Origin of the sequence: Microtetraspora niveoalba (assembly GCF_001570405.1) — a bacterium.
GTDB lineage: Bacteria > Actinomycetota > Actinomycetes > Streptosporangiales > Streptosporangiaceae > Microtetraspora > Microtetraspora niveoalba.
Map to the genome: position 1 here is coordinate 1,044 of NZ_BBYM01000052.1, position 17,145 is coordinate 18,188.

At 72.4% G+C, this 17,145-nt stretch carries 16 protein-coding genes; 3 read left to right on the forward strand and 13 right to left on the reverse strand.

Annotated elements, in window-relative coordinates; all coding sequences use genetic code 11:
• Positions 1–96 precede the first annotated feature (96 nt).
• The 6 genes from AWQ70_RS34940 to AWQ70_RS34965 all read right to left on the reverse strand — a co-directional run bounded on the left by AWQ70_RS34940 (position 97) and on the right by AWQ70_RS34965 (position 6,870).
• The gene (locus tag AWQ70_RS34940; protein WP_218004766.1) at positions 97–834 is read right to left on the reverse strand and encodes an ABC transporter ATP-binding protein; all 738 of its coding nucleotides are present in this window, start codon (positions 832–834) and stop codon (positions 97–99) included.
• Positions 831–2,717: a branched-chain amino acid ABC transporter ATP-binding protein/permease gene (locus AWQ70_RS34945; protein ID WP_157530837.1), complete on the reverse strand. Its 1,887-nt coding sequence runs from the start codon at positions 2,715–2,717 to the stop codon at positions 831–833. The genes AWQ70_RS34940 and AWQ70_RS34945 overlap by 4 nt, the downstream gene beginning before the upstream one ends.
• The gene (locus tag AWQ70_RS34950) at positions 2,717–3,586 is read right to left on the reverse strand and encodes a branched-chain amino acid ABC transporter permease (protein ID WP_067186106.1); all 870 of its coding nucleotides are present in this window, start codon (positions 3,584–3,586) and stop codon (positions 2,717–2,719) included. The genes AWQ70_RS34945 and AWQ70_RS34950 overlap by 1 nt, the downstream gene beginning before the upstream one ends.
• Positions 3,587–4,194: 608 nt before the next feature.
• Positions 4,195–5,634, reverse strand: a complete 1,440-nt coding sequence (locus AWQ70_RS34955) for a dihydroorotase (protein ID WP_067186108.1) — start codon at positions 5,632–5,634, stop codon at positions 4,195–4,197.
• Between the two features lie 28 nt (positions 5,635–5,662).
• Positions 5,663–6,490 (reverse strand): IclR family transcriptional regulator, encoded by an 828-nt coding sequence (locus AWQ70_RS34960; protein ID WP_067186110.1) that lies wholly within the window; start codon positions 6,488–6,490, stop codon positions 5,663–5,665.
• Between the two features lie 29 nt (positions 6,491–6,519).
• A complete protein-coding gene (locus AWQ70_RS34965) occupies positions 6,520–6,870 on the reverse strand; it encodes a hypothetical protein (protein ID WP_067186112.1) in 351 nt (116 codons plus the stop codon).
• A 183-nt stretch (positions 6,871–7,053) separates the two neighbouring features.
• On the opposite strand from AWQ70_RS34965, the gene AWQ70_RS34970 reads away from it, so the two are divergent.
• Genes AWQ70_RS34970 through AWQ70_RS34980 form a run of 3 tightly spaced genes read left to right on the forward strand, consistent with a single transcriptional unit; the run spans position 7,054 to position 10,585 of the window.
• Positions 7,054–8,310: a CaiB/BaiF CoA transferase family protein gene (locus tag AWQ70_RS34970; protein WP_245647302.1), complete on the forward strand. Its 1,257-nt coding sequence runs from the start codon at positions 7,054–7,056 to the stop codon at positions 8,308–8,310.
• Positions 8,310–9,113, forward strand: coding sequence for a cyclase family protein (locus AWQ70_RS34975; RefSeq protein ID WP_067186114.1), 804 nt, complete (start codon positions 8,310–8,312; stop codon positions 9,111–9,113). Before AWQ70_RS34970 ends, AWQ70_RS34975 begins: the two co-directional genes overlap by 1 nt.
• The gene (locus tag AWQ70_RS34980) at positions 9,110–10,585 is read left to right on the forward strand and encodes an MmgE/PrpD family protein (protein WP_084518149.1); all 1,476 of its coding nucleotides are present in this window, start codon (positions 9,110–9,112) and stop codon (positions 10,583–10,585) included. The genes AWQ70_RS34975 and AWQ70_RS34980 overlap by 4 nt, the downstream gene beginning before the upstream one ends.
• 247 nt (positions 10,586–10,832) lie before the next feature.
• Here the strand turns inward: AWQ70_RS34980 and AWQ70_RS34985 are convergent, their stop codons facing one another.
• The 7 genes from AWQ70_RS34985 to AWQ70_RS35015 are packed head-to-tail and all read right to left on the reverse strand — an operon-like array spanning position 10,833 to position 17,124.
• Positions 10,833–12,407 (reverse strand): alpha/beta fold hydrolase, encoded by a 1,575-nt coding sequence (locus tag AWQ70_RS34985; RefSeq protein ID WP_067186118.1) that lies wholly within the window; start codon positions 12,405–12,407, stop codon positions 10,833–10,835.
• 29 nt (positions 12,408–12,436) lie between these two features.
• A complete protein-coding gene (locus AWQ70_RS40235) occupies positions 12,437–13,117 on the reverse strand; it encodes a cupin domain-containing protein (protein WP_067186121.1) in 681 nt (226 codons plus the stop codon).
• The gene (locus tag AWQ70_RS34995) at positions 13,117–13,575 is read right to left on the reverse strand and encodes a DUF3598 family protein (RefSeq protein WP_067186124.1); all 459 of its coding nucleotides are present in this window, start codon (positions 13,573–13,575) and stop codon (positions 13,117–13,119) included. Before AWQ70_RS34995 ends, AWQ70_RS40235 begins: the two co-directional genes overlap by 1 nt.
• Positions 13,572–14,399 carry an HpcH/HpaI aldolase/citrate lyase family protein gene (locus AWQ70_RS35000; protein WP_067186180.1) on the reverse strand — a complete coding sequence of 276 codons (828 nt, stop codon included), beginning with the start codon at positions 14,397–14,399 and terminating at the stop codon, positions 13,572–13,574. The genes AWQ70_RS34995 and AWQ70_RS35000 overlap by 4 nt, the downstream gene beginning before the upstream one ends.
• Positions 14,399–15,565 (reverse strand): acyl-CoA dehydrogenase family protein, encoded by a 1,167-nt coding sequence (locus AWQ70_RS35005; protein WP_067186126.1) that lies wholly within the window; start codon positions 15,563–15,565, stop codon positions 14,399–14,401. Before AWQ70_RS35005 ends, AWQ70_RS35000 begins: the two co-directional genes overlap by 1 nt.
• Positions 15,566–15,568: 3 nt before the next feature.
• Positions 15,569–15,967: a Zn-ribbon domain-containing OB-fold protein gene (locus tag AWQ70_RS35010; RefSeq protein ID WP_067186128.1), complete on the reverse strand. Its 399-nt coding sequence runs from the start codon at positions 15,965–15,967 to the stop codon at positions 15,569–15,571.
• Complete coding sequence (locus AWQ70_RS35015) at positions 15,964–17,124, reverse strand: acetyl-CoA acetyltransferase (RefSeq protein WP_067186130.1); 1,161 nt, start codon at positions 17,122–17,124, stop codon at positions 15,964–15,966. Before AWQ70_RS35015 ends, AWQ70_RS35010 begins: the two co-directional genes overlap by 4 nt.
• Positions 17,125–17,145 lie beyond the last annotated feature (21 nt).

Consider the following 17,145-nt stretch of genomic DNA (forward strand, 5'->3'; position numbering starts at 1 on the left):
GTCCATCCAGTGGGGGGTGCCTGCTCGGGGGTGGGTTGAGCGGGGGTGCCTGGTCCGGACTGGCGAGCGGGGGCGGTTGCGGGAGGACGGGGTGGGTCAGGCGGTCTCCTGGTGGAGGCGGCCGAGATAGGCGGCCTGGACGCGGGGGTCGTCCCGCAACTCGGCGGCGGTGCCCTCGACGGCGACCCGGCCGCGTTCCAGCACGTATCCCCTGTCGGCGAGCCGCAGTGCGGTGCCGGCCTGCTGTTCCACGAGCAGGATGGTCAGGCCGCGCTCGTCGTGCAGGCGCTTGAGATAGCCGAACAGCTCGGCCACCTTGAGCGGGGCCAGGCCGAGGGACGGCTCGTCCAGCATGAGAAGCCGGGGCGCCGCCATCAGGGCCCTGGCGACGGCGAGCATCTGAGCCTCTCCCCCGGACAGCGTGCCGGCGAGCTGGGAGCGACGCTCGGCCAGGCGGGGGAAGATCTCCAGCATCTCGTCGCGCCTGCGCTCGGTCTCGGCACGGCGGCGGCGGGTCGGGAAACCGCCGAGGGCGAGGTTCTCCAGGACGGTGTGGTCGGGGAAGATCTGCCGCCCCTCGGGAACGTGGCCGAGGCCGAGCCCGGGACGGCGCCATCCCGGCACCTTCGCCAGGTCCTGGCCGGCGAACAGGATCCGTCCGGAGACCGGCTTGAGCAGGCCGGAGACGGTCTTCATCGTGGTGGTCTTGCCGGCCCCGTTGGGGCCGAGCAGGACCACGAACTCCCCCTCGTCCACGTGCAGGTCGAGCCCGTCGAGGGCGCGCACGCCACCGTAGGCCGCGGTCAGCCCGGACAGTTCGAGCAGTGTGCTCACGACGCCTCCTCCACGAGGTCGGGGCGGCCGAGGTACGCCTCGAGGACCGCCGCCGAGTTACGCACCTTCTCCGGGGTGCCGCGCTCGATCACCTTGCCGCTCTCCAGGACGGTGAGCTCGTCGCAGAGCCCCATCACGAAGTCGACGTTGTGCTCGATGAGCACGACGGCCAGCCCCCGCTCGCGCAGCACCCGGCACAGCCGGCCGAGGGCGTCGAGCTCGTCGGAGGTGAGGCCGGTGGCCGGTTCGTCCAGGATGAGCACCTTCGGACGGCTGGCCACCGCGCGCACCACCTCCAGCAGCCGCTTCTGGCCGTGCGAGAGCGAGGACGCGAGCCAGTCGGCGCGGGAGGCGAGCCCGGCGAAGGCGAGGAGTTCCCTGGCCTCCTCACGTTCCTTCCGGTCCTGGCGGCGGTAGGACGGCGACCGGAGGACGGCGCCGACCCATGAGTAGCTCTCCCGCATCCGCATGCCGGTGAGCACGTTGTCGAGGACGCTGACCCGCTCGAAGAGATGCGGCACCTGGAACACCCGCGTCACCCCGGCGTGCGCGACGCCGTGGGCGGCGTGCGGGGCGTCCTCCCCGAAGATCCGCACCTGTCCGGCGTCGATCTGGTGGTAGCGCGTGAGGCAGGAGACGAGCGTGGACTTCCCCGAACCGTTGGGCCCGATGATGCCGTGCACGGTGCCCGGCATGATCCGGACGTCGACGCCGTCGAGGGCGTGCACGCCGCCGAAGTGCTTCACGATGCCGCTGCCTTCGAGCGCGGCCACGCCGTCGGGGACGTCCCGCACCTCCGGCACCACGTCGGGGACGGTGTCGGGCAGCGTCTCGTCCTCGGGCTCGGACAGCCTGTCCCGGCCCACCCTGGACGCCTTCCACGTGCCCACGATGCCCTGCGGGATCACCATCATGGCGACCAGCAGCAGGACGCCGAGCACCAGCGTGGTGTAGCGCGCCTGGTCCTTGATGAGCTCGACGAGCGCGGCGATGAAGCCGACGCCGATGACCGGCCCGATCAGGGTGGAGATGCCGCCGAGGAACAACCCGACGAAGAAGATGATGCCGTTGTCGAGCAGGCCGACGTCGGGGTTGATGAAGCCGAGCTGCAACGCGTACAGCGCGCCGGACAGACCGGCCACGCCGCCGCAGACGGCGAAGAGCAGGAGCTTGGCCCGGGACGGCGAGATGCCCATGGCGGAGGCGGTGTCGGAGGACTCGCGCACCGCCATGGAGGCCCGGCCGACGCCGCTGCGCACGAGGTTGCGCTGCAGGACGTACGCCAGGGCGAGACAGGCCAGCACCACGTAGTAGAAGGCGCGCTTGGACATGATCTCGTCGCCGATCGAGGGGGCGATGCCGCTGACGCCGACGATGCCGCCGGTGACCGGCTCCCATTCGCGCCCGACCTCGATGACGATCAGGTTCGCGGCCAGGGTGATCATGCCGAAGTACAGGTAGGTCGCCCGCAGGCTGACGAGCAGGACCAGCATCGCGACGACGGTCCCGACGGCCACCGAGGCGGCGACGCCGAGCAGCCACGAGCCGCTCAGCTTGACCACCAGGTATCCGGTCGCGTAGCCCCCGGCCAGCTGGAGCCCGGAGTGCATCATCGAGAGCATCCCGCCGTACCCCATGGACAGGTTCAGGGAGATGGTCAGGATCGCGCTAATGGCGGCCGAGGCGACGATGCCGTCGTAGTACGACGCGTTGTAGCTGTAGTAGTCCGTGATGGCCGGCCAGGCGAGCAGCACGGCGACCGCGACGACCGCGAGGACGGCGAGGACGGCCTTCCGCGCCCGGTGGTAGCCGGTCGAGTCGAACACGGAGCCCCGGACCGCCGTGCCGCCGGCGCGCGCGGGGCGAGAGTCCACCGTTGCCATCAGTGCGCCTCCATGGGCTTGCCGAACAGTCCGGACGGGAAGACGACCAGGATCACCGCGAGCGCCGCGAACACCGCGAAGTTGCCGACGGAGCCGCCGACCAGGCTCCGGACGACGGTGTCGAGAACGCCGACGATCATGCCGCCGACGAGCGCTCCGCGCGGGGACCCGACTCCGCCGATCACCGCGGCCGTGAAGCCCTTGATGGTGAACATCAGGCCGGTCGCGGGAGCCACGAAGATCACCGGCGCGGCGAGCATGCCCGCGACCGCGGTGATGACGGCGCCGATCACGAACGAGAGCACCACGATGCGCTGGACGGGGATCCCCATGAGGACCGAGGTGTCGGAACTGTGCGCCGTGGCCCGGATGGCGCGCCCGTAGACGGAGCGCCGCAGGAACAGGTCGTAGCCGGCCATCACGACCAGTGCCACGACGATCGTCAGGGCCTCCTGCCACTCGACGGTGATCCCGGCGACCTGGAAGCCGCCCGCGATGACCGGGTTGGGACGGAGGGCGTCCACGTCGATGAACGCGAGGTTGAACAACGACTGGAAGATCAGCGCCGCCGCCAGGGTCGCGATGATCCACGCGTAGCGCGAACCGGACATGCGGACCGGTAGCATGATCATGCGTTCCATGAGCAGGCCCATCAGGGCGGCCAGCACGATGGTGACGCCGAGGGTCACGACCCAGCCCAGCTTCTCGAGCGCGACGATCTGGTACGCGGCGGCGGCACCGAGGATCACGGCCTCGCCCTGCGCGAAGTTCATGATCCGGGTCGGCTGGAAGACGATGGTCAGGGCGAGTGCGACCAGAGCGTAGACGGAACCGGCGAACAGTCCATCGATGATCGCCTCAGGGCTCATCTGCACTGCTCCTCAAAGTACAGAGATTTACTAACCCTGTTCCGGAGTACGGAACAAGGTTTTGGAAACATAGGCTCGCGCTCGTCCGCGTGTCAATAGGTCTGACGTTTCAAAATGGGACGTTTCGACTGCGACCGCCAAGTCCGGCACACGAGCCCGACATTCGGCCCGACATTCCGCCCGACATTCGACCGACCCACAAACCGGACATATTGCCCCAAACGCGTGGATCGACGTATAACTCAGACATTCAATCGGGACGCGCGGGCCGGACGTTCGGGCCGGACGTTCGGCTCGGAAATTCAGGCCGGACATTCTGGTCCGCAACGTTCGCGCGCGAGATTCCGGCCGCAGACCCAGACCGGACGTGCGGGCCGGACGTTCAGGCCGGACACCCAGACAGGACGTTCCGGCCGGACGTTCAGGCCGGACACCCAGGTGGAACGTTCCGGTCGAAGATCCAGGCCGGACATGCAGGCCCGGCGTGTCAGCTCGGGCCTGGCCGGACATGCAGGCCCGGTGTGTCAGCTCGGGCCTGACCGGACATGCAGGCCCGGCGTGTCAGCTCGGGCCTGCATGTCGCAGGAACGGAGCGCGAGCCCGTTCGGTCAGGCGCGGCGCGCGTACTGCCCGGTGGGCTCGCCGACGACGTCGCCGTCACGGAACCGCACGTGGCCGCCGACGACCGTGGTCACCGGCCAGCCGGTCAGGTCGACCCCGTCGAACGGACAGTGGTCCTGCCCGGACAGGCACACCTCGGGCGTCACCGTGCGGGTCAGCTCCGGATCCACCACGGTCAGGTCGGCGTCGAAGCCGACGGCGAGGCTGCCCTTGCGGCCCCACAGGTTGTACGCCTTGGCCGGGTTGGCCGAGGCCAGCTCCGCCACACGCGCGAGCGGGACGCCGCGCTTGAGGTGCCCCTCGGAGAACAGGGCGGGGTAGAGCAGGGCGGTGCCGCCGAAGCCGGGACGGGCCGGCCAGAGCTGGTCGCCCTTCTCCGCCTCCATGCAGCAGGCATGGTCGGAGGCGACCCAGTCGACGGTGCCGTCGGCGACCCGCCGCCACAGCGCCTCGTTGTCGGCCTTGGTGCGGATCGGCGGGTTGACCTTCCCGCCGAGCCCGCCCCGCGCGTCAAGGGTGTCGTGGTCGAGGCACAGGTGGTGCAGCGTGGTCTCGGCGCGCATGTCCACCGCGCCGAACGACCTGCGGGCCAGCGCCACGGCGTCGATCGCCTCGCGGCTGGACAGGTGCAGCAGGTTCACGTTCGTGCCGGTGTGGCTGGCCAGGGTGGTGGCCTCGCCGATGGCCACCCGCTCCGTCAGCGGCGGGCGCCCCTCGTGGTAGGCGCGCAGCGTCTGCGGGTCGCCGTTCGCGCGCACCCGGTCGATGAACACCCGCATCAGCTCGGACTGCTCGCAGTGCAGCGAGACCGACAGGCGCAGCCCGGGGTTGGCCTCCTGGGCCGCGGTCACCTGCTCCATGAGGAGGTAGAGGTGGCCCAGGTCGTACTCGTCGCCCATGGTGAACGAGCGCGCGTCCCGGCTGTTGGCGGCCAGGTCGAAGCCCTTGTAGAACATGTAGTACTTGAACGACGAGACCCCGTGTTCCTCGATCAGGTACGGGATCTCGGCGATCTGCTCCACCGTCATCGGGGCGAGGTGGAAGCCGTAGTCGGTCCAGGCGCGTCCCGCCACCGCGTCCAGAACCTCGGGGAAGATGTCCTTGTACGACCCGGTGCGGTCGAGGTAGTGCGATCCGGTGCGGAAGTACGACAGCACCGTCGTGGCGCCGCCGACCAGGGAGGAGCGGGTCTCCTCGAAGGCGTCGAGGGCCAGGTCGCGGTAGATGCCGAGATGGAAGTGGGCGTCGACGGCTCCGGGAAGGACGACCTTCCCCCTGGCGTCGACGACCTCGGCGGCCTCGGAGACGGCGATGTCGTCCGCGAGGGCCGCCACCTTCCCGCCGGAGACGGCCACGTCGGAGCGGATCTCGCCGTGGTACGGAAGGACGACGGTTCCGCCCTTGACAAGCAGGTCGTATCGGGACATGCGAGACGGCCGGCCGGCGGGCCGGCCGTCACCCCCTTTCCGGTTCGGTCCATCCCATCTGGATGGACAGTCGTCGAGTGGAATCAAGCAGTGCCTCGACGCACGCGTCGACCTCCTCGCGGAACCGCTCCAGCGGTCCGCAGACGCTGATGACGGCCACGGGCCGGCCGTGGTGGTCGAGAACGGGCGCGGCCACCGAGGCGGCGCCCGACATGCGCTCGGCGAAGGACTGCGCCCAGCCGCACTCGCGGATCGCCGCGAGCTCCTTGCGCAGCTTGCGGACGTCGGTGGTCGCCGTGCCGTTCTGGGCCGCCGGCATGGCCTCCGACAGATAGGCCTCGATCTCCTCGTCGGTGAGGAAGGCGAGGAACGCCTTGGACGAGCCTCCGACGTGCAGGGGATAGGGCACGCCGAGGGAGACGCTCATGATGACCTCGCGGGCAGGGGTCACCTGGTCCGCGTAGATCCTGGTCCAGCCGGTGCGTACGGACAGGGTCGCCGTCTCGTCGGTGCGCTGCGACAGCGTGACGAGCTCGGGTGCGGCGATCCGCCTGATGTCCAGCCGGTCCAGGTAGGCGAGTCCCAGCCGCATGGCGCCGACTCCCAGGGAGTAGCGCCGGCTGGCCGGGTCGAGCTCGATGAGGCGCCGAACCCGTAGCGACGCCAGTATCCGGTGGACGGCGGCCTTCGACATGCCCAGCGCCTCGGCGATCTCGGTCACTCCGAGGGTGGCCGAGGGCGTCTCGGCGAAGTGCATCAGCACATCCGCCGCACGTTCGACGGTGGCGATGGCCTGGCCGGCGCTCTCCCGAACGGGGGCGTCTCCGGACACGGTGCCGCGGCTCTTGGTCGGCATGATTCCTCCAGGAAATCGGTCAGTTTCGCTCAACCATCCTGGTGCCGAAATCCGACCTTCACCGGAAGATCCGTAACAATGCGCGTGTCCAGGAAGTCCCACCACTCGCCCTGGCTGACGCGCTGCGTCTCCCACGCCTCGTCGGCCTTGAGAGTCGCCAGGGCGGAGCGGTACTCCCCCCAACCGGCTTCGTCGTCGAACGCGGCCCAGTTCTCGACAACGTACACGTCTCCGACGACGCTGTAATACCAGCGGACTTCCCGCACCATCGGCAGGTCGCGGTAGAACCAGGACTCCCTGTCCTCCAGCCATTTCCAGAAGCCACGCATGTCTTCGCGGGCTCGCGGGCTGAGCTTCATCCGGTAGACGAGATAGATCATCGAGGGTCCTGCCCCCTCCTGGATGCGTATGTAAGGTGGACTTGTTCCGCAGACAGTAACGCTGTTTCAATAGCTTGGGAAGCCCCCGGCGAGCGCGAACGCCTGCCCCGGGGCCGCGCTTCCGGGCTCAGAGCAGCCGGAACACGCCAGAACAAGCCAGAACACACGTGAGGAGGCCGTTTCGTGGAGGCAGAGCAGATCGTTCCGGAGGAACGATCGGCGACGGCTGGACGACCGGAGAACCCGGCGGGACCGCTGACCGGTGTCGTGGTCGTCGACGCGGCCACCCTGTTCGCCGGACCCCTGGCGGCGACGATCCTCGGCGACTACGGCGCCGACGTCATCAAGATCGAGCACCCCGACCGGGGAGATCCCTCTCGCACCCACGGCGCGAGCAAGGACGGGATCGGCCTGTGGTGGAAGATGCTCGGCCGCAACAAGCGCGCGGTCACCGCCAACATCGGCAGGCCGGAGGGGGCCGAGCTGCTCAAACGGCTGGTCGCCCGCGCCGACGTGCTCATCGAGAACTTCCGCCCCGGCACGCTGGAACGGTGGGGCCTGTCCCCGCGGACGCTTCTGGAGATCAACCCGCGGCTGGTCGTCGCGAGGGTCACCGGCTTCGGCCAGTTCGGCCCGTACGCGAAGCGGCCCGGCTTCGGCACGCTCGCCGAGTCGATGAGCGGCTTCGCCGCCGTCACCGGCGAACCCGACGGACCGCCGACCCTGCCGCCGTTCGGGCTGGCGGACGGCGTGTCCGCGCTCACCTGCGTGAACGCCGTCATGATGGCGCTGCACCACCGCGACCGGCCGGGCGGCAGCGGCCGCGGGCAGGTGATCGACCTGGCCATCATCGAGCCCCTGGTCACGCTGCTCGGCCAGCAGCCGCTCGTCTGGGACCAGCTCGGCCAGGTCCAGCCGCGCACCGGAAACCGGTCGGTCAACAACGCGCCGCGCAACACCTATCGGACGCGGGACGGCCGCTGGGTGGCCATCTCCACCTCGGCGAACTCGATCGCGGAACGTGTCATGCGCCTCGTCGGACACCCCGAGGTGATCGACGAGCCGTGGTTCTCCTCCGGAGCGCGCCGCGCCGAGCACGCCGACCTGCTCGACGGGTACGTCGGGAAGTGGATCGGCGAACACGACCTCGCCGAGGTGGTCGAGGAGTTCGAACGCGCCGAGGCGGCGGTCGCCCCCATCTACGACATCCGCGACGTCTTCGCGGACCCGCAGTACCGGGCCCTCGACACGATCACCACGGTCGACGACGACGACCTCGGGCCGCTGCGCATGCAGAACGTGCTCTTCCGGCTCTCGGAGACGCCGGGCTCGATCAGATGGGCGGGCCGCGCGCGCGGCGCCGACAACGACGACGTGTGGGGCGGCCTCGGCGTGAGCGCCGACGAGCTGGCCGTCCTGCGAGAAAAGGGAGTTGTGTGATGTCCTTGTGGCGCCACCTCGACGACGCCAAGGTCGTCGACCTCGCGCAGCCCATGCGCACCGGCATGCCGCAGTCGCCGAACCATCCGCGGTTCCGGATGGTCATCGAGCGCCGGCACGGCGACATGGTCCGCGAGGACGGCGGCTCCGCCGCCAACGAGGTCATCCTCACCGGCGGGCACGTCGGCACCCACGTCGACGCCCTCGGGCACGTCTCCCAGGACGGGTACGTGTACGGCGAGGTCGAGGCCGCGGGCATCCAGTCGCACCAGGGCCTGTCCAAGTACGGCATCGAGACGTTCACCCCGTACGTCGGCCGCGGCGTGCTGCTCGACGTGGCCGCCGTGCACGGGGTCGAGGTGCTGCCGCCCGGCTACGAGGTGACGCCCGACGACCTGGAGGCCGCGCGGCGGCGGGCCGGCGTGGACATCCACCCCGGCGACGCCGTGCTCGTCGGCACGGGATGGTCCCGCCAGTGGGACAGGCCGAGCCTGTTCGTCGGCGACGAGGGCGGTGTGCCCGGGCCCGGCCCGGACGCGGCCCGCTGGCTGGTCGACCACGGGGTCGCGGTCGCCGGAGGCGAGACGATCGCGTTCGAGCGGATCGCGCCCGGGCGCGGCCACGCCACGCTCCCCGTGCACCGGATCCTGCTCGTGGAGGCGGGCGTGCACATCGTCGAGACGATGCGCCTGACCGAGCTGCTCGACCTCGGGCGCCCCGAGTTCCTGCTGGTGCTGAACCCGCTGCCCGTCGTCGGAGCCACCGGCGCGCCGGTGCGGCCGCTCGCGGTGCTGGCCGCATGACCTCCCGCGACACGACCTCCCGAGCCGCGACCTCCCCCGACACGACCTCCCACGCCATGACCGTCGTCGCGGCGCTGGCCGAGTTCGCCGCCGCGAGCCGGACGGGGCTCCCGGACGCCGTCGTCGCCGACGTCACGGGACGCGTGCTCGACACGTTCGGCAACTGCCTCGCCGCCCAGGAGCTCACCGGCCCGGCCGAGCCGCACGAGGCGACCGCCCGGATGGCCGCCCGGTGGGGCGGCGCCGGGGAGTCGTCCGTCATCGGCCGCGGGCTGTCCCTCCCCGCGCCGTCCGCCGCGCTGGTCAACGGCACGCTCGCGCACGCGCTCGACTTCGACGACACCCATCTGCCCTCCGTGCTCCACCCGTCGGCGTCGGTCGTCCCCGCCACCCTGGCCGTGGCGGAGGCGGTCGGCGCGTCGGGCGCGGAGCTGTGCCGGGCCGTGGCCGTCGGCGACGAGATCACCAACCGGCTCGGGATGGCGTCCTACATTCCCGAGCTGCGCAACTCCCTCTTCTTCGAGAAGGGCTGGCACGCGACGTCCATCTGCGGCACCGTCGGCGCCGCCGCCGGAGCGGCCCTGCTGATGGGCCTTTCCGCGGACGGCATCGCGGACGCCATGGGGATCGCGGCCAGCATGGGCGCGGGCGTCATCGAGGCCAACCGCACCGGTGGCACGGTGAAACGCGTCCACTGCGGCTGGGCCGCCCACGCCGCCGTCGTCGCCGCCACCATGGCGGCCGAGGGCGTCACCGGGCCGCCGACCGTCTTCGAGGGCCGGTTCGGCTTCTTCCAGGCGTTCCTCGACGGCCGCTACGACCGCGACGCGATCACGGACGGGCTCGGCGAGCGGTGGGAGCTGCTGCGCACCGTGTACAAGCCCTATCCGTCGAACCATTTCACCCACCCCGGCATCGACGCCGCGCTCGCCCTGCGCGCCCGGGGACTGCGCCCCGAGGACGTGGCGGAGATCGAGCTGGGCGTCGCCGCCGCCCCGCTGCGCACGATCGGCGAGCCGTACGAGGAGAAGGTGCGGCCGCGCACCCCCTACCACGCGAAGTTCTCCGGGCCGTACACGGTGGCCAGCGCGCTGGTCGGCGGCGGCGGGCTCGGCCTGCACCTCGACGACTTCACCGAGACGGCCTTCCGCGACGAGCGGCGGCTGGCGCTGGCCGCCAAGGTCAGGGTGGTGGCCGACGAGGAGTGTTCCGAGGAGTTCCCCCGGGCCTTCTCGGCGGTGCTGCGGGTCCGCACCGTGGACGGGAGCGTCCTCGAACACCGGGTCCACTCCTCGCGCGGCGGCCCGGAGCACCCGCTGACGTTCGACGAGCTGCGCACGAAGTACACGCTCAACGCCTCACGCGTGTTGTCGCCGGACGCGGCGTCGGCGCTGGCGGAGGAGGTACGCGGCCTCGCGGCGCGGGAGAAGGTGGAGGGCCTGCTCGACGCCGCGCTGATCGCGGGCGCCTGAGCGGCGGCACGGTCCCGGACGGCGGCACGGTCCCGGACGGTGGCATCCCGGACGGCGGCACGGCCCAACTGCCGGGGCCGGCCGCACCGCCGCCATGCCGCCGCCACTCCACCGGCCCGCCCGGGTCGTCCCGAAAGTCGCCCGGGTCGTCCTGAAAAGCGAAGCACCCGGCCGCGCTCTGCGGCCGGGTGCTTCGTGTGCGGCGTGTACGGGTGCGCGGTTCACCGGGTCCCGCCCACCCGGCGCCCTATCCGATGCCGTCCAGGTAGCGGGCCAGCGTGGCGGCGTTCGCCTCCGGCGAGCCCGGCGCGCCCAGAGGCGCGAACCCGGTCTCGGTCGCGTCGTCCAGCAGCCGCAGGGCCGCCGGGGTCATCGCGGCGAGCGGATCGGTGGGCGTGGTGCCGACGAGCGCGGGTCTCCGGACCATCGGCAGCCGTTCCGAGCCGGGCCACCGCCAGGCCGCGCGGTAGCAGCGGTGGTAGTGCGGGGCGGAGCGCAGCATGTCCAGCACGACCCGGTGCAGGAACTCCGGCCGGTACGCGTCGACGTCCCGGATGCCGGCCGGGGTGTGCTCGAACCAGGGCCACCACAGCGCCATGTCCGCGGAGGCCCCCCAGGCCCGGCGCAGGTGCGAGCCGTGCGGGTCGGGGGTCAGGTCCACGAAGTAGTTCGCCAGGACGGAGGCGACCAGGTCCGGCCGGTCGTCGAAGAGCGGCACGCCGTCGAGGACGAGCGCCCCGACCCGGTCGGGCGCCGCGATGGCCAGCTCGACGGCGAGCCCGGCTCCGGTGTGCGTGCCGTACACGTCGCACCGCTCGACGCCCAGCGCGTCCAGCACCTCCACCAGGAGCGGCGCGTAGGTCCCGGCGAGGGTGGGGGCACGCCCGGCATCGTCCGGCAGCGGGGTGGACCGGCCGTGTCCGGGGGTGTCCCACACGATGACCGGCCGGCTCTCGCCGAGCGCCCTGGCCAGAGGTTCGAGGCCCGACCCCGAGCCGGGGTTGGCGTGCAGCGCCAGCACCGGGCGGCGGGTGGACGACCGGTCGCCGAAGCGGCGCACGTGGACGTCGCCCGTGCTCACCCGGACGTATTCGCGTTCCCCGGGCTCGGCGTCCGCCGGCTCGCGGGCGGCGTCGCCCTCCGGGAGCGCCAGGATGTCGGCGGCCCACGCGTCACCCGCGGCGACCAGGCCCGATGCGGCGGCCTCCAGGTGCGGCCACGCCGTCGCCGCGCTTCGCGCGAGCCGCCGGTGCGCGTCGCCGTGCTCGGCGGTGTCGAGGAAGAGCTCGTGCAGGACCGCCGCGGGAGGCAGGCCGCGACGACGCCGGTTCGCCGCCGCGGGCCGCCACCAGGGGCTGAAGACCAGGCTGTCGCGGATCTCGTCGTACAGCCGCAGCAGGTGCCCGCCGCTGCCGTCGATCGGGGACGGGTCGGGCGGCTGCTCGGTGCCGTGGTAGGGGGCGTGGAGGACCAGGATGCCGCCGACCAGGCCCGGGTGGCGCCGCGCCAGCCGCGCGGCCACCGCCGCCCCGGCGCCTTCGGCCGCCACCGGGGTCCGCCGTACTCCGAGCGCGGCCAGGGCGGTGGCCAGCGCGTCGGCCTGGGCGTCCAGGTCGCCGGGGTCGCCGGTCGCGGTGGTGCCGCCGAAGCCGATCAGGTCGGGGGCGATGACGCGGCGGGCCCGCGCCACCTCGGCGAGCAGACCGGCGTCCCATACCGCGCCCGAGCCGGGCGCGTCGTGGAGCAGCAGCACGGGCGAACCGGCGCCCGCCTGCCGTACGTGCAGTTGCCCGGAGGGCAGGGTGAAGTATCCCGACCGCATGTCGTTCCTCTCGTCGGGGGGATCGGGGATCAGGCGCCCGAACGGGGCCAGCGTCGGACGAGGACCGGTCCGGGGAGGTCGGGGAAGGGTTCGCCGGCCGGGACGTACGCCCAGGTCCGCGCCTCGACGAAGACCGCGTCGAACCCCTCCGCGGCGAACTCCTCTCCGGCGTCCCCGTCGGCCGGGCCGCCGGGCAGGCGGTCCGGAAGCTCGGCGACGGAGCCGAGCAGCACGGAATCAGGCGGCACAGAACCAGGCGGCACAGAACCAGGCAGCACAGAACCAGGCAGCACGGAATCAGGCAGTACGGGGCCGGACGCGACTGGGCGGTCGGGGGCGCTGTGGGAGGCTGCTCCGTCCCGCCAGACAGGAGGGCCGGAGAACCAGGCGACGGCCAGGCACCCGTCGGGGCCCGCCGAGCTGTCCGACCTGGTCGCCAGCGCGGGCAGGTACTTGTGCGCGCCCGCGGGGAAGCCGGCTCCGCTGACGGAGATCCGGCCGTCGAGCGCCACGAACTCCTCGGCGCAGGTGTAGTGGCCGGTGCCCGGCCTGGCCCACCCGGCGGGGAAACGGACCAGCGACACCGACGCGCCGGTGGCCCGGTCGGCGTGCAGCCGTACGAGCCGCACGGGACCGGACGACGCGGGCATGGTCACCTCGACCCAGGTCAGGCCGGGGGCGTCGAGGTCGACGACGCGGACCGTCCCCATCAGTGCCACACCTCCGGGACGGCGCCGTGGACGCGGTGCTCCTCGACGACGGTGATCTGCTCCAGCCGGCCGTCGCGGAACGTCTTCCAGACGCGCGACTTGTGGTCGTCACCGGTGAAGGTGATCAGCTCGACCATCTCGAGGCCGGGCTCGGCCGTCCACCGGTAGGGGAACAGCAGGAAACGCCCGTCGACCAGCCGCGCGCGTCCCTCGAAGTCGGCCGAGTCGAAGACGAGGTCGTCGTCGCCGTCGAACCGCGCCCGGAAGTCGAGCGCCCGCGGCCCGGCCCCTTCGCGCCGGTGGACGATCCGCTCGTACCAGCGGTCGCCCTCGAGGCGGGTCTCCTGCCGCGACGCGTACGTCTCCAGCAGGACGCCGCCGGGAGTGCGGTGGGTGTAGGCGCCCTCCCAGACACCGGTGACGGACGACAGGCGTTGACGCAGGGTGGTGGCGTTCACCGTGCCCTCCCGAGGATCCTGCGTGCCTGGCGGACGACCGCCTCGTCGACCATGCGCCCGCCGGAGTCGAGGAGCACCCCCGATCCGGACGTCTCGAAGCGGTCCACCAGGTCGCGGGCCCAGGCAAGCTCCTCGGCCACCGGGGTGAAGACCTCGTTGACGACCGCGATCTGCGCCGGGTGGATGCAGGCCCGGCCGACGTAGCCCAGCCGGGCCAGCGCGGCCGTCGACTCCCGCAGCGCGCCGAGGTCGCGGAAGTCGGTGGAGACGGGGGCGACGGGGGGGTCGATGCCCGCGGCCGCCGAGGCGAGCACCACCTGGGACCGGACCCACAGCAGCTCGCGCTCGTCGGGGCCGGGGGTGATGCCCGCGTCGGCGCGCAGGTCGGCCTCGCCGACCTGGAGCCGGGCCACGCGGGGAGCCGCCGCGATGCGGGCGGCCCGCAGGACGGCGGCGGCCGACTCCAGCAGCGGGACGACCGGCAGCCGGTCCGCGCCGAGGGAGGTCAGCAGGGCGTCGATCTCGACGAGCTCGTCCTCGGTCTCGACCTTGGCCAGGACGAGGCCGGTCAGCGCGGGCGCGGCGGCGACGGCCCGCACGTCCGGCTCGCGCAGCGCGCCGGGGTTGACCCGGACCCAGATCTCCACCGGCCCGTGGTCGGCCGTCCGCAGCCACCCGGCCACCGCCTCCCTGGCCGCGTCCTTCCCTGCGGGCGGCACCGCGTCCTCCAGGTCGACGATGAGCGCGTCCGCGCCCCGGCCGAGCGCCTTGGCGAGCTTCTCCGGCGCGTCGCCCGGAACGTAGAGGTACGACCGGGCGCTCATCAGGCCCACCCGACCTTGGCGTCGCCGCGGGTGAGGGACTTGGCGACGACGGTGCGCAGCACGTCGTTGGTGCCCTCGCCGATGCTCATCAGGACGGCGTCGCGGTAGAGCCGCTCCACCTCGTACTCGGTGGAGTAGCCGTAGCCGCCGTGGACCTTCAGCGCGTCGATGGCGGCCTGCAGCGCGACCTCGGAGCAGAAGATCTTGGCCATGCCGGTCTGCGTGTCGGCCCGGCCGCGCCTGACCCGGTCCGCCGCCCAGTACGCCATGAGCCGGGCGGCCTGGAGCGTCGTGGCCAGCGAGGCGAGCTGGAGCTGGACCGCCTGGAAGTCGGCGATCGGCCGTCCGAACGCCCTGCGCTGGCGGGAGTAGGCGAGCGCCTCGTCGTAGGCGCGCTGCGCGATGCCGACCGAGCGGGACGCGATGTTGACCCGGCCCCATTCGAGCGCGGACAGCGCCTGCTGCATGCCCCGGCCCTCGACCCCGCCGAGCAGGTTGGCGGCGGGGACCCGGACCTCGTCGAGCACGATCTCGCAGGACTCGGTGCCCTTGTATCCCAGCTTCGGGATGTCCTTGGTGACCTGGTATCCGGGGGTGTCCGCGTCGACGAGCAGGATGCTCATGCCGCGGTGGGCGGGGCTGGCGGCCGGGTCGGTCTTGACCAGCACCGGCAGCGGGTCGGCGTACCTGGCGTTGGTGATCCAGGTCTTGGAGCCGGAGACCACGTAGTGGTCGCCCTCGCGGCGGGCGGTCGTGCGGATGCCCTGGAGGTCGGTGCCGGCGTCCGGCTCGGTGAGCCCGATGCCGGTGCGCCGCTCGCCGGTGGCCAGCTCCGGCAGGTAGCGCCGCTTCTGGTCCTCCGTGCCGTGCGTCGCGATCATGCGGCAGGCCAGCGAGTGGCTGCCGAGGATGCCGGCCACGCCCATCCAGCCGCGCGAGATCTCCTCGAAGACCAGCGCGAACGACACCGGGTCCAGGTCGTGCCCGCCGTACTCCTCGGGCACGGTGACGCCGAACAGGCCCATGTCCTTGAAACCCTGGACGATCTCGGTGGGGTACCGGCCCGAGTGCTCCCAGTCCCGCGCGACGGGCACGATCTCCTTGTCCACGAACGCGCGCAGCAGCGCGCGGAACTCACGCTGGTCCTCGTTCAGCTCGAAGTCCACGATCTACTCCTCGGAGGGGATGAAAACCGGCAGTGCGCGCCCGTCGGGCAGCGGGCGCCAGTCCAGGCGGAGCGGGACGCCGACGCCCACGCGGTACGGGTCGGCGGCGCCGACGTTGCTGAGCAGCAGCACACCCTCCGCCAGCCGGACCCGCGCCACCACGTACGGCGGGTCGAAGCCGGGCATCGCCCGCTCGACCACGGTGCAGGCGTCGACCTCGGCGGCGCCCGACGCCTCCGTCCAGCCGAGGTCGCGGCCGGAGCCGCACCCGACGCAGAGGGCGCGCGGCGGATGCTGCGCGTGCCCGCAGGCGCCGCAACTCTGGACGAGCAGGACGCGCCGCCGGGTCGCGTCCCACCACGGCCCGGTCACCTCGTCGGGCTCGGGCGCTTCCGTGCTCATCGGTCCACCCCCAGCAGGACGGTCGCGTGCGTGGACAGGATCCCTCCGGTGCCGTGCGCGAGCGCGATCTCCGCGCCCGGCACCTGCCGCGCGCCGCACTCGCCGCGGAGCTGCCGTACGGCCTCGACCAGCAGCAGCACGCCGTACTGGCCGGGGTGGCAGTAGGACAGGCCGCCGCCCGAGGTGTCGAGCGGGAAGTCGCCGCCGGGCCGGATCCGGCCTCCGGCGATCCAGTCGAGCGCCTCGCCCCGGCCGCAGAAGCCGAGCGCCTCCAGAGTGAGCACGACGGTGATCGTGAAGGAGTCGTACACCTCGGCCACGTCCACGTCGGCCGGGGTGAGCCCGGCCATCGCGAACGCGGCCCGGCCGGACTCGACGGCGCCGGTGACGGTGAGGTCGTCGACGGCGGTCATGGACGTGTTGGTGGTGCGCTCGCCGTAGCCGAGCACCCGTACCGGGGGCTTGGGCAGGTCGCGGGCGCGCTCCAGGGAGGTGAGCACGACCGCCCCTCCCCCGTCGGTGACCAGGCAGCAGTCCGCCGTGGTCAGCGGAGTGGACACCATGGGGGCGGCGAGCACGTCGGCGGCGGTCAGCGGGCCGGCGCCGTGCCGGAAGGCCGCCGGGTTGAGCAGCGCCCACTCGCGGGCGGCCACCGCGACCTCGGCCAGCGCCTCGCGGCTCCCGCTGTACCGGTGCAGGTACCGCTGGGCCGCCATGGCGTAGTACGAGATGGGGTAGAGCGGCCCGTACGGCGTCTCGAACTGCGCCTCCGGGGTGTGCGCCTCGACCACCCCGGCGAGGGAGCGGGAGCGGGCGGACCGCTGGTTGGACGCGTAGGAGATGACGACCGTCGAGCACTGGCCGGCCTCGATGGCCTGGGCGGCGCGGGCGACGTACATCTCGAACGCGGATCCGCCGGCGAAGGTCGAGTCGGTCCAGGCCGGGCGCAGGCCGAGGTAGTCGGCCACCTGCGTCGCGGAGAACCGGGACACGCCGGTGGTCGCCAGGCCGTCGACATCGGCGAGGGTCAGACCGGCGTCCTCCAGCGCGCGGGAGATCGCCTGGGCCTGCAGGCCGAGGATCGATCTCCCCGTGACACCGAGGTCGCTCTCGGCCGCTCCGGCGATCGCCACACCGGCGCGCGCTGTGCCGGTCATCCCTGCGCCGGTCATCCCTGC

Excerpts from the sequence above, each read along its gene's own strand:
- AWQ70_RS34945 (WP_157530837.1), bottom strand. The coding sequence starts at position 2,717 with ATGGCAACGGTGGACTCTCGCCCCGCGCGCGCCGGCGGCACGGCGGTC.
- AWQ70_RS34980 (WP_084518149.1), top strand. The coding sequence starts at position 9,110 with ATGACCTCCCGCGACACGACCTCCCGAGCCGCGACCTCCCCCGACACG.
- AWQ70_RS34965 (WP_067186112.1), bottom strand. The coding sequence starts at position 6,870 with ATGATCTATCTCGTCTACCGGATGAAGCTCAGCCCGCGAGCCCGCGAA.
- AWQ70_RS34975 (WP_067186114.1), top strand. The coding sequence starts at position 8,310 with ATGTCCTTGTGGCGCCACCTCGACGACGCCAAGGTCGTCGACCTCGCG.
- AWQ70_RS34985 (WP_067186118.1), bottom strand. The coding sequence starts at position 12,407 with ATGCGGTCGGGATACTTCACCCTGCCCTCCGGGCAACTGCACGTACGG.
- AWQ70_RS35015 (WP_067186130.1), bottom strand. The coding sequence starts at position 17,124 with ATGACCGGCACAGCGCGCGCCGGTGTGGCGATCGCCGGAGCGGCCGAG.
- AWQ70_RS35010 (WP_067186128.1), bottom strand. The coding sequence starts at position 15,967 with ATGAGCACGGAAGCGCCCGAGCCCGACGAGGTGACCGGGCCGTGGTGG.
- AWQ70_RS40235 (WP_067186121.1), bottom strand. The coding sequence starts at position 13,117 with ATGGGGACGGTCCGCGTCGTCGACCTCGACGCCCCCGGCCTGACCTGG.
- AWQ70_RS34955 (WP_067186108.1), bottom strand. The coding sequence starts at position 5,634 with ATGTCCCGATACGACCTGCTTGTCAAGGGCGGAACCGTCGTCCTTCCG.
- AWQ70_RS34960 (WP_067186110.1), bottom strand. The coding sequence starts at position 6,490 with ATGCCGACCAAGAGCCGCGGCACCGTGTCCGGAGACGCCCCCGTTCGG.
- AWQ70_RS34950 (WP_067186106.1), bottom strand. The coding sequence starts at position 3,586 with ATGAGCCCTGAGGCGATCATCGATGGACTGTTCGCCGGTTCCGTCTAC.
- AWQ70_RS35000 (WP_067186180.1), bottom strand. The coding sequence starts at position 14,399 with ATGAGCGCCCGGTCGTACCTCTACGTTCCGGGCGACGCGCCGGAGAAG.